The sequence below is a fragment of the Catenulispora rubra genome (genome assembly GCF_015356825.1).
In the GTDB taxonomy this organism is placed as follows: domain Bacteria; phylum Actinomycetota; class Actinomycetes; order Streptomycetales; family Catenulisporaceae; genus Catenulispora; species Catenulispora rubra.
In genome coordinates this window covers 46,510-57,829 of the sequence record NZ_JAACYW010000041.1, presented here as the reverse complement: position 1 = coordinate 57,829, position 11,320 = coordinate 46,510, and the positions used below count along the sequence as shown (strand labels likewise).

Genomic DNA, 11,320 nt, shown 5'->3' with positions numbered 1-11,320 from the left:
ACACCGCCGCCGCCTTGCACCGCACCCCGTCCGGCGACTTCACCAGCACCGCCCACAGTTCCCGATAGCCAGCCGGCAGCGCCCGCTCATCGAGCACCACGCTCCAGAACGGGACAGCGGCCCGCTCCGAGGCGGCCTGCCGGCCGGCGGCATCGCCATCAGGCCCGCCACCGGCCAGCACCACCGCCAGCGTCGCCTTGGTGATCGCCACGTGCTCCAACGCCAGCTCGGCCTCGCCGAGCTCCGCCCCCACCCGCGCCGCCTGCTCCCGCAGTTCCTCGACCCGAGCCCGCACCGCGACCTCGTGAGCATCCAGCAAGCTGTCCGTCGAAGCCACCGGCGACCTCCTGGGAATCGAGCAATCCGACACCGGAAGCTATGCCACCATCACCGACCCCTTACACACTCAAGCTGACGCTGATTTCCCAGCTCAACGGCCCTGTTCGATTGAGCAACAGCCTCTGAGGCGAAGCTCGCGCACGTCCTCCGGTCGTGTCAGGTCGTATCCGACGGCGTCCCAGACAGTGGATGCGGCGGACGGCACGGGCAGCACGGTGAGTCTCACGACCTCGAACCAGGCGGCGCGAAGCGCGTCGGTCTGGGATCGCAGCCAGGCGTCCTGGAACCGCCGCTGGCGCCGTTCGGCCACGCTGAGGACGACCGCTCTGGCGGCCAACACCGCCAGCGCCATGACGGCCGCGGCGAGCAGCCACGGCCGCAGGCCCTCGACAAAGGCGAATCGACCGACGACCACCGCCGACACGGCGATCGCGGCCGCGCGGACCGTGACGCCGCGCGCCTCGGCGAAGGCGGGGACGACCAGCCACGTCAAAGCCGCACGCAGTGCGGCGGCGGCGCCGCGTGCCGGTGCGAGCGGTATGCGGAGTTCCGGGCGCAGCTGATCGGGCCCGAGTCTGGGAACTTCCATATCGGCGCTCATTGGCGACCGTCTCCCCCCTCTGGCATGAGAATCCGTCCCATAGCTGCATACCCGGCCTGAGGCCGGGAGAACGGGGGCACGTGTGCGACCGCAGCGACGCGATGCAGTGCACTGCCTTCCCTCGCCACTCGGGCTGGCCGCACTGCTCCGGTACGCGGCCCGAGACATCCCCCAGCTGGTCCGCGCGTTCGAGCGGACAGTCGATCCGCTCCTGGACCAGGGAATCGGCGATCCCGTGTTCCGTCAAGAGGCGCGCCAACGCCTGCTGGGCACGGGGTTCAAGGTGGGTCTGGCGATGTGGAGCTACGCCGGCGCGGCGCATGTCCGGTTCGATCCGGAGATGGCGGTGCTGGGCGGAGCCTTCACGCGCCTGTACGACGACTTGATGGAGGACCGGGAGCACATCCGTTTCGACGTCTTGTTCCACGGTCGCGGGTTCAACCCGGGGTCGGAACTGGAGGCGCTGCTGGCATCGCTGTACCGAACGATCGACGAGAAGCTGGGCCGGAGTCGGGATGACCCGCTGTTCGAGATCGCCCGGCGTGTCCACGCCTGGCAGATTGCATCCACACGACAGCGAAGTCCGGAGATCAGCAACGCGGACGTCCGCGAGATCACGCTTGGAAAGGGCGGCTGGGGAGTCGCCGCCCTGTGCGCGCTCCTTCGGCCCGCAATGAGCTCGGCCGACCAAGACGCCGCCGTCCGCCTCGGGGGTCTCCTGCAGGTCTTCGACGACCACTACGACCGCGAGCTCGATGCTGCCGACGGCATCGCGACGACCGCCACGCGGCGGTTGTACACCATCCGCGATCTTACCTCGGAGGCCGGCGCGGTACGACGGGAGCTGCGCGCACACTTCGGTCCAGGAAGGGAGCGGCGGTCTTCGGCGATGATCTTCGCGATGTTGGTGATCGTACCGATTCTCCGAATGCGGGAAGCCGTCGGAGGCGGATCACGGCGCCATCAGATGCTAAACAGCAGCAACTCGCGGCGGCATTTTCTCCGTCGCACATCGCCGCTCGACGTACGTGATCGCTGAGCGACAAGACGTCTGCACGGCGAGTACATTGCGAAACCGTACGCGAGGACGGGCGCCTCAAGCTGCGACACGCCCGAACGCACACACAATTTGCCGCAACTCGCGGGTGCCCTCGACCGCCCAGCGAGTCTGTCGCAGCACGACTAGTTCAGGAAAGACGTGAAGCTCTCCGGGCTGGTTGGCGACTACCTGGGGTTCCTGGGGTGGAGCGCACTGCTACGCGGTATGACGATCGCGTTCGTCTCTGCCGCCGCCTACGTCCTGGTCCGCCGGCTCGTTCGTACACCAGACTGGCAGAACGCGAACCGAGCCCTTCTCGGGGCCGGCTATCAGCGTTGTTGGGCCAGAAGGGAGCGCAGATCGGCCTCCGCAGAAGCGACGCACTCCATCATCTGACTCGCTTGTTCTTGCGGCATCACCCCCCGCCCGAACCCAGAGGCGTCAACGATAGAAGTCAATGCTTTGATGTCTTGAGCTGTCATTGAATCGCGGCTCGCTTTGTGGTCAAGAACCTCTCGTGCTGCATAGGCGTCGGTGCAGGCGGCGACGATGACAGCGGCTTGGAGGCGCGACGCCAGCGACGTTCGGCCCTGTGCGATGTCGAGTGCGGTAAGCCCGACGCGTATGCGGAACACCACCGTCGTGGGCTCGGCGATCTCTACGAGTGTCAGTGCCTCGCCCACAGCGACCTCGACGTGCCGATCGCCTTCAGGCATCCAGGTAGCGCAGTAGGCCCGCAGGACCGCCGCGGCCGTCTTCTCCCAGGACTCGGTGATGGCGCTGGCGTCGACCATCGCCGCAGCCTGATCGGCGAGACCTCTTTCCAACAGCGATATGACGGCGATCTGGCGGCCGTCCAGCAGCCTGTTGCCGACCAACTTGTGAGCGGCCAGGGCGGACGCCGCCTCGCCCCAGCGCCCGGCCTGTGCCAGAGCCCGGCTTCCATCTGCCCCGAGCGCAGCCCACAGCTGCGTGCAGACCGCGTGGTGGCCCGCCTGGTAGCGGGTGACGTCGGCCATGTCGATCCGGTACCCGGCGACGTCGGCCTGCCGACGCTCCTGTGCGGCGCGAAGCAGTTCTTGGAGGACGTCGTACGCGCCGACTCCGTTGCCGTCGCGGATCATCTGCCGGGGGATGTTCAGCACCGGCTGAAGCGCGAGCTTGGCCAGTTGCGGGCTCAGCGGCCGGGCGGCGTTGAACACTGCGTACTGACGCCAGCACAGGTCGCGGGCCTGATGGGGCATGCCGCAGTCCGAGGCGATGAGAGCGGCGACGTTGAACACCTCTGAGGCGAGCGCGACCTGCTGGTAGTGGTCGTCCGGCGCCGATTCCCGCCGGGTGCGCCCCAGGGCCGCGACGCGGGCGGCCAGAGGCCGGCCCGGCGGCTTGACCCGGCTCACCAGCGGGAATCGGTGTGCTATCGCGTCGACCGGCATGTCAGGCCCAGTCCAGGGCGATCCGGCTTCCGGGCTTGTCGACCGTGAACCGGCCGCGGAGCGTTTCCCGGCTGGGGCCGGTGGCGACGCGGAATGTGGGAACGGTGTCGCGATGTCCCTCGCTCCAGGCCCGGATCTGCTCGCCCGTGGCCTCGGCCAGCGCGGCGGCGTTCGCGCCGTGGCCGATGACCGCAGCCTCCCAGAAGCGCCCGGACTCGTCCTGGCCTTCACGCATAGACAGGTAGGCGATGGTGTCGGCCTCGACGGCGGCCATCGAGCCCCACGGGAACTGCGGACGGATCTTCCCGGACTCGACCAGCGGTCCGGATGTCGGCATGCGGGAGATGCCGCTGGGGAGGGCACACGTCAGCCACAGGTTCAGCCACTCCCACGTCGTCCCCTTGCGGAACTTCACGCCAGTGAACACCTCGTACCCCAAGTAGTCCAGCGCCTTGGTGATCGCGGTGGTGTCCACGTTCTGCTCGGCGTAGGTGTGCAGGGTCACGCCACCGTCTTCGCTCAAGGCCGTGATGACGCGTTCGTCGTCGGCGATGCCCTTGCGCAGCGGCATGAATGTGGCCATCTCCGAGGACACCGACACCCACTGGTCGCCGTCGCGCTGAAGCGCGATCGCGCGGGACACCCCGCCCCGGATACGCACGGGGATGACCAGGCGTCCGCCGGGCGCGAGCTGGTCCAGGATCGCGGCCGGTACGTTGCCCGCGCCGACCGTGAAAATGATCCGGTCGTACGGACCGTACGCGGGGAGTCCCGCGCCACCGTCACCCAGGACCGCGGTCACGTTGCCGACCCCGGCTGCGGCCAGATGGGCATTCGCACCGTCGATGAGGTCCTGATCGACGTCGATCGTCCATACGTGCCCATTGGGGCCGACCAGGTTTCCGATCAACGCGGCGTTGTAGCCGGTGGCCGCGCCTGCCTCCAGGATGCGCTCTCCGGGCTGCGCGTCGAGCTGCTGGAGCATCGTCGCCACGATGGTGGGCTGGGAGATCGCGGAGATGGCGATGCCGGTATCAGCGGTCTTGACGGTGACAGCGTCGTCGGCGTACGCGGTGGCGAGATCGACGCCGGGGAGGAACTTGTGGCGCTCAACGGCCAGGAACGCCTCGGCGGTGCGCGGGTCGTACAGAACGTCCGCGTCCTTGAGATTCTGGACCAGGGTGGCGCGCAGTTCGGAGGCTTGGTCGGCGGCGGTGGGGGTGATGGTGGACTCCATCTGGACGAGGCTAGCCGTGGGGGCGTCGGCGTCAGGGGCCGACACGTTAGACGCCGGTGAGAACACGACTGTCTTGGCCAGGAGCGCCAGCGCGGCCTGATGTACGCCGCTCAAGCCAGCCCGGTTGAGAGCGAAGATCGCGTGGTGGGCCAGGACCGCGCGCAACCCGACCTGTCGCGTTTGGCCTCGGCTTAGGTCTCCGTCATCGGCCAGAGCGCGTACGCGGGCTCCGGCCTTGGCGAATGCCTGTACCCGCGCGTCCCAACCGGGACCGGCTTTCACCTGTGTTGCGTCGGCGTGCATCAAGGACTGCACTGCGGCGCAGGACCGCGCCAGTCGCGCGCCTTCCGGCGCGGTGACAGGCGGTCGCTCGGCGGCGATTCTGGACCACACGTCGCCGATCTCGTACCAGTCCAAGCGTGCACCGCGCAGCAGCGTGGACAGCAGTAGCACGGCGGCCTCCCGTGCTCGGGGCCCGCTGGCGTGCTCGGCTGCGAGACCGATCAGGATGGTGCGGCTGTCGGCGCAGAATAGGTCGTGAGCGGCGTCCATGCCTGCGGAGCCGCCGAACGCCTCGACCTCCGGCTCGTAGACCCCGGGCCTCCACGCCGCGATCAGATCCTGGTTCGCCAGGGTGTCCAGGATGGACGGCAGGCGGTCGGCTGCCTTGGGGCCGGCTGCGCGCAGCCGCATACCGCTGTCTTTGCGCAGGAAGTGGAAGCGGGTGAGGTCGCCGTCCTCGATTGCCGATTCCAGTGCCGCGGACACCGCGTTGGCGCTGGTCGGGGTCAGGCCGTGCGGGCCAAGCGTCAGGGTCGTGTGTATCCAGGTGGTTGTTTCCATCGGTTCTCCCTAAGCGGTAAGTCAGTCGATCATCAGCGTGTGTCTAGCCGTTGGCCGAGGAGTTATTCACGGGATGCGGGGCCGGAGCCGATCCGACTCCGCTTCCATGAATCCCCGTCGGGGCGTCGTCGGCCAGGGGATTCCTGCCGCCCCTTAATAGGAATCGATGATCAGAGGGATGAAGCTCGCGGACGTTGCGCAACTTCAGGAAGCCACCACCGCCTACGCGAAACAGTTCAACGACCGGAGCGTCGCCGTGCGCACCAGCTCCTTGGGCCGCAGAGCAATCGAGCACTCTAACTTTTGAGCCCAAACGATCTGTGTAATCGATGATGGAGGTGTAAGAGTTAGCTCCCAAAGTGAAATTGCGGATCCGCTAACACCAACGATGCGACCAAAAGGCTTCTGATTCAGCTCCAACATCTGGCGACGACGTTTCAACGGCCCCGCGAGCTGCCACAGCGCGACGGAATCTCGGGTTTTTCCTGGCGGCGACGGCGGCCGTTCAGGCAGCAGTATCTCGCCATCCGGGCCGATAAGTACTAGGCATCTATCGAGCGCATGGGACCACCGTGTCAGCCATACCAGCGTGGGATCAGATCGCCTTCTCTCCCAGCTGCAAATCCTGTTGCAACTGACTGATAGGCGGAGCGCCAGAGTCAGCTGAGTAATCCCGATATCGCGACGGGTGGTCCGTAGCTCGCCAACGATCTGCGCTAAAACTTGCTTCGCCATCGCTGCGTCAACTTTAAGCATCGCAAAAAGTCTCATCGTTGATGCCGGATTCCATCTGGGCCCTCCACGCGCAGCACACTGAGTCCACCTGTGGAGAACATGATAGAGCACGTAGAAGGCCTATCCGGTCTTAGTTCGCATTAAGAGCCCTCACGTGGGATATCACCTCCGCTGCGGAACGCGAAGGTCGCGACGAATGACAGTGCGCCTCGGTGATCTCGGCGAAGCGGAACCCCGTGCGCCGAAGGCGCGGAATCTCATCGTCGATAGGCCGAATTTCCACAGAATAGCCGAGCTGCTGTGCCCACACGATGTGTGCGATCGGCTGCGGCGCTTCACGCACCAGCTCCCAGCGTCGGATCGAGTGCTTGCTGACCCCGACGAGTTCACCGAGTTCGCCCTGCGCCATGCCCAGCAACAGGCGGCGGTTCCGTAACGGGAGGGCTAGGCGCCGCCGCTGGAAGATTTCCCATGACTCGCCGGGGTTCCACCAGCTCACCGGGCCGCTGCGCAGCTCGCTGTCGTGACCCGTGATGACCAACCATTGGTTGAGTTCACGCGACCATTGGATCAGGTGCTCCAGCGTCGGCTCTGCCATGTGAGTCTCCCACTCTGAGACCGCTCTGCCGCGCACCGGCAGACCGGTGGCCAGTGAGTTCTGGGACAGTCCGGCGTCCAGGCGGGCGGCCTTCAGGCCGCGGACGATCCGCATCAGGGCCCGCTTCGCGGCGTAGTCAACATGTATTGCCATCAACGCGCCCAGTCGCCAGTGGTCGTCCCGACCGTTTTTTCACCCTCGCTTGCGGGGGCAGGCTCATGGCCGGACCGTTGGACCCGGGTATCGCCTGAGCCTGTTCGAATCCTTCCGCTTCCAAGGCGGCTTCGGCCCAGACCCAGCGTGTGCTCGTCGCCATCCACGCCCCACGTGGAGGACAGGGTGTCCGCGATGGTTAGGCCGCGCCCGGCGTCGTCAAGGTCTTCGGCGGGGTACACCGCGGGCGCCGTGGGCGCTCCCTGGTCATCGACCCGCACCTGGCACCGGTTCCCGAACCGCGCCAGCCATAGGACAAGCTCCCCACCGGTCTCGCCGCTAACCGTGTGTTTTATAGCGTTGCCAGCCGCCTTGTCGGCGACCAGCGCCACGGTGCGCGCCCCGTCGCCGTCGCCGTCGCCGAGCACCGCGACGGCGAACCGCCATGCCTCCACCAGGCATTCGAGTCGCCCTGCGAACTGCTTCGACCAGACATCCATGGCTCACCCACCCCCTCTGGAGGGCCGCTCGGTGATCCGTCGGCATCGGATCAGCGTCTCGGTGTGCTCGGCGACCTGCATCGCGGCCTGCCGCGGGTTGCTGCCGGTCTCGTGCATGATCAGACAGGCCAGCGCGGTCTGAAGACCCCGGTGATAGCCGTGCCACTCACTCTGGTCACGGCGCGCCTCCGTCTCTGCACCGCCGGCGAAGTAATCCCCGGCGTCGAAAGTCAGCATCGCGGCCAGCCCCAGCAGTGCCACGTAGCCGCTCGAATGGCCAGAGGACAGAAGCCGTCGTTGGAACTCCTCCTCAACTGCGGTCGCGGTGATGCTGAATATCGCCGGCACCCGACCGATCACCGGCCCGTCGCTGTGCTGGGCCAGAAAGGCTCGCAGGTCCTCCGGGCGACTCATACCGCACCCGGCGACAACATCGGCTCCGTCGCGGTCGCGCGTCTGCAAAAGCTTGTTTCCATAGGTTTTCTCCTGGTGCGGTAGTCAGTCGATCAGCAGTGCGCGACCCCAGCCGGTGGCTGGGGCGTTGTTCACGCGATGAAGGGCCAGTGCTGTGCCGGCGCTGCCCTCCAGGAATCCCTTCGCCGGCGCGTTGGCTGCGGACAGTTCGTCGGTGAGTGCAGCGATGGGCTCTGCCAGGAACGTAGGCTCGGGGCAGTCCTCAGCGATCGCCGCGGCGGTGGCGATCAGTCCAGCCCATCCGTGACACAGCGAGTCGTCGACGGTCAGGCCGCGAACGTGCGGGTCCATCAGGGCCGCGTAGGCTGCGTTCTCGGCCGCCGCAGCGGCGGTGCGGTCGCCCAAGGCCAGAGCCGCGAGCTGTTCAGCACGTGCCAGGCCCAGCGCGCCATAGCACCAGGAGGGCCGTGCCGACGCGGTGCTGACTTGCCGGGTACGGATCTTCTCGCGGGTGACCCAGTACGGGCGCTGCCAGACGGCCAGCCAGGCGGTGACCCGCTCGATGGCCTCGCGGTGCCCGGCAACTTCAACCCCGGCGCGCATCGCGAGCGCGAGCAGCGCCAGCGGCCCGGCCACCCCGTGGGCCATCCCGTTGTTGCCGTGCCCTCCGGGGAACTCCTTTGTGGGCTTGCCGTTCGGGCCGGTCGGGACCCACCAGCCCGGCAACTCCTCGCCGCCGTCGCGGATCGGACGGGTGAGGTCGACCAGGTAAGAAAGGACGTCCGCAAGCTGCGGGGTCTCCGGTCCGCGGGCCAGAAGGAGCCCTCCGAGCCCGGCTAGGCCTCTGATGAGGTCGAACTCTGAGAGGTTCGGCAGCTCCCCACGTGACCGACGATCCGCCGCCGCCTCCAGACGCGCGGTGACGATGCGGTCGGTGGCTGCTTGGACCGTGCTCAAGGCGGGGACGGCCAAGCCCTGCGCGGCGGCTGCCGACAGGACGAACTCCAGGGCTGGCGCGCCGTAGAACAGGCTGGCGTTGGCGGCGACGCTGACGCCGCCGGATACCGCGCGGTCGATGAGGGCCCTGGCGCGGTCGAAGTCGCCACGTTCCAGGTGCAGCAGTGCGATTCCGGCCGCGCCTTCGGCCAGCGACTGTCCCGGCCACTGCCGGGCCTCGCCGCCGCTCATGGTCTGTCCTCCGTCGCAATCATGGGAACCAGCAGGGCGTTGGCCAGGCCGCCGATCCATCCGTTGCCGTTTGATGGCGGAGAGTCGAGGAGCGTGGCGCGGCCAGCACGATGGACGGCTTGGCGAAGCAGCGCCGCGTGGACACCGGTTTCCAGATCGAGCAGGAGGTGCTGGTCGGCTTCGGCGAGGGTCAGGCGCAGCGGTGCGCGGCGGCGGTGAAGCAGGGCGTGCAGCACCCGCGTCCACTCCGTCAGGCTTGCCTGGCGTCCGGGAAGCTCGGCGGCCTCGACCCGCCACCGAGCCGGGATCAGGGTCGTGCGTCCAGCGTGAAGCTCGGGAGTGAACGGCAACGCGAGTGCCGCTCCCCAGTCGAACCCCGTGACCTGAGCGCACCCGGACCGTGTGATCTCGGCGAGGAACCTGGCCAGCGGCGTGGTATGGACGGGCATACGGAGATTCACCGCCGTTGTCGCCAGCGGCTCTACGGTTTGTCCAGTCGCGTGGCAAGCCAGAAACAGCCTGCCGTCGCGTAGTCCTACCGCGAGGTCTTCGGGCCGCAATACCCCGCGGGTGGGGCGGTGTTCGCCGACACTGATGACCGTCGGAAGGATCGGCATGGTGCGGGTCATCAGGTCGGCGGCGATGCGGGCAGGAGGGAATGACAGCTGCGCGACAGCCGCACCTTCCTGCACCGTCGGCAGACCCGCGTACAGTCGCGTGAACCGCAGGCGGTCGTCGGGGTCAAGCAGGGGAAGGAATCGGCCGGCCATGGCCCCGGCCGCGCGGGATGCGGTCAGAACCCGGATGCGGAACTGGCCGCGGTCGATCGCCTTAGCCGATGCGGCGAGGACCTGGACACACATCTCCAGGTGCGGACCGATCTGGCCCGCCGGTCCGCCCGCCGCGGCTTCCAAGAAGGTGACGAGGTCTGGGGTGAGTCTGATCCGACGGGTCCCCTCCAGCGCGGCCGTCCCGGCCAAGGTGAGTAGAGCGCGGTCGCGGTCGGAGGTCGCTGGGGCCGTCTCGACCGGGAATCCCAGGCCGGTGTCAGGTTCGGTCAGATTCAGGACACTGATCAGGACGTTCTCGCCGTACCGGTCGGCGAACGCCGCCGTGTACTTCGCCCACGCCGGTGTCCCGGCGGGGTAGGTAGCCAGGCGAGTCAGCAGGGTCGCGGCGGCCTCGATCTCGGAGGCGACCTCCGCGGGAAGCGTCACGTCGATGTCCATGCGCAGGTCGACGTCCAGGTGCCCTCCGGCCTCGGGAATCGCGCGGTTCATGGCGTACAGCGCGGCCTGGCGGCGCTGGCTGCGTTCGTCAGCGCCTTGGGCGTCGGCGATCCCAGCGATGGCCTGGCGAACGTCTTCCAGCTCGTGCAGCAGTGCGGCGGCGGACGCCGAACGATCAGCCTCGGCTGCGGTGAGGACCGTCAGCAGGTGACCGAGCGGGTCCGGGTCGGTGGCCGGTGCGTGGAACCCGGAGACCAGGACTCGGTGACGCAGAAGGTCTTCCAGGAGCTCAGCGGTATGCCCGGCGGTGGCTGTTGGGAATTGTGCGGCCAACTTGTCCGCAAGCTCCCCGCAGGTGATTGGGGCGACCGCAGCTTTCAGGACAAGTTTGAGGGCCTCGGTGAGCCGCATAGAGAACTCTGAGGTCCCTGACGCCGGGGCGATCAGGCGGTCGTCGTGGATGCGGCACAACGTGTTGGCGCAGACCTTTACCTCGGCCATCAGGACATGGTCCGACTCCAGTCTCGTGATGGCGGCCTGGAGGAAGACCGGGTCCATTCGGCCTTCGGCACGGTGTTGTAGGCCGACTCGAACGCCGCTGGCGGGGCCGAACGCCGCGGTAGTCACGCCGGCGAACGTGCCGAACGGGGTTGCGCGCGAGCTGGCGCGCACGGCGTACCCGGCCAGTGAGAGAGCCACCCTACGCGCACGCTTGGCGGACAGCGCGGCTCCGTCGGCTGCGGCCTGAACGCGCTCGGCCAGCACAGGGCTGGCGTACTGCACGGCTTCGGCCGTCGCCGGGTCGGACCACACCTCGGCCAGCCAGGCGCGCCACTGCTCGACGGTGACCTCGCGCTGCCCGTCCCACGCGACCGGCCACGGTGGGATTGGTACGGCAGCACGCGCGGCGGCCCGGAGCATCACAGCGTCGGCACTGCGGTACAAGCGGGGTGACATCGTCAGTGGTCTCCTTCCATCGCGCGGCGGTGGGGCGGGCCGCACCGGTCG

At 67.8% G+C, this 11,320-nt stretch carries 11 protein-coding genes; 2 read left to right on the top strand and 9 right to left on the bottom strand.

Annotation, left to right across the window (positions count from 1 at the left end; all coding sequences use genetic code 11):
* A partial coding sequence (locus GWK61_RS14610) for a hypothetical protein (RefSeq protein WP_194908894.1) occupies positions 1-337 on the bottom strand: 337 nt, incomplete at its 3' end.
* A 93-nt stretch (positions 338-430) separates the two neighbouring features.
* Positions 431-928: a hypothetical protein gene (locus GWK61_RS14605; protein ID WP_194908893.1), complete on the bottom strand. Its 498-nt coding sequence runs from the start codon at positions 926-928 to the stop codon at positions 431-433.
* A gap of 307 nt (positions 929-1,235) precedes the next feature.
* Here GWK61_RS14605 and GWK61_RS14600 point away from each other — a divergent pair, with 307 nt between their 5' ends.
* The gene (locus GWK61_RS14600) at positions 1,236-1,979 is read left to right on the top strand and encodes a hypothetical protein (protein WP_194908892.1); all 744 of its coding nucleotides are present in this window, start codon (positions 1,236-1,238) and stop codon (positions 1,977-1,979) included.
* Between the two features lie 329 nt (positions 1,980-2,308).
* Here the strand turns inward: GWK61_RS14600 and GWK61_RS14595 are convergent, their stop codons facing one another.
* The gene (locus tag GWK61_RS14595) at positions 2,309-3,262 is read right to left on the bottom strand and encodes a hypothetical protein (RefSeq protein ID WP_194908891.1); all 954 of its coding nucleotides are present in this window, start codon (positions 3,260-3,262) and stop codon (positions 2,309-2,311) included.
* 154 nt (positions 3,263-3,416) lie between these two features.
* On the bottom strand, positions 3,417-5,495 hold the full coding sequence (fxlM, locus tag GWK61_RS14590; RefSeq protein ID WP_194908890.1) for a methyltransferase, FxLD system: 2,079 nt from the start codon (positions 5,493-5,495) through the stop codon (positions 3,417-3,419).
* Between the two features lie 178 nt (positions 5,496-5,673).
* On the opposite strand from fxlM, the gene GWK61_RS58500 reads away from it, so the two are divergent.
* Positions 5,674-5,802, top strand: coding sequence for a hypothetical protein (locus tag GWK61_RS58500; RefSeq protein WP_267254263.1), 129 nt, complete (start codon positions 5,674-5,676; stop codon positions 5,800-5,802).
* 558 nt (positions 5,803-6,360) lie between these two features.
* On the opposite strand, the gene GWK61_RS14585 is transcribed toward GWK61_RS58500, so the two are convergent.
* The 5 genes from GWK61_RS14585 to GWK61_RS14565 all read right to left on the bottom strand — a co-directional run bounded on the left by GWK61_RS14585 (position 6,361) and on the right by GWK61_RS14565 (position 11,269).
* Entirely contained in the window at positions 6,361-6,942 is a 582-nt protein-coding gene (locus tag GWK61_RS14585; protein ID WP_323747565.1) for a helix-turn-helix domain-containing protein, read from the bottom strand.
* Positions 6,943-6,980: 38 nt separating this feature from the next.
* Entirely contained in the window at positions 6,981-7,481 is a 501-nt protein-coding gene (locus GWK61_RS14580; protein ID WP_194908888.1) for an ATP-binding protein, read from the bottom strand.
* A gap of 3 nt (positions 7,482-7,484) precedes the next feature.
* Positions 7,485-7,895, bottom strand: coding sequence for a hypothetical protein (locus GWK61_RS14575; protein ID WP_194908887.1), 411 nt, complete (start codon positions 7,893-7,895; stop codon positions 7,485-7,487).
* Positions 7,896-7,979: 84 nt separating this feature from the next.
* The gene (locus tag GWK61_RS14570) at positions 7,980-9,083 is read right to left on the bottom strand and encodes a lanthionine synthetase C family protein (RefSeq protein WP_194908886.1); all 1,104 of its coding nucleotides are present in this window, start codon (positions 9,081-9,083) and stop codon (positions 7,980-7,982) included.
* Positions 9,080-11,269: a lantibiotic dehydratase family protein gene (locus GWK61_RS14565; RefSeq protein ID WP_194908885.1), complete on the bottom strand. Its 2,190-nt coding sequence runs from the start codon at positions 11,267-11,269 to the stop codon at positions 9,080-9,082. Before GWK61_RS14565 ends, GWK61_RS14570 begins: the two co-directional genes overlap by 4 nt.
* Between the last annotated feature and the right edge of the window lie 51 nt (positions 11,270-11,320).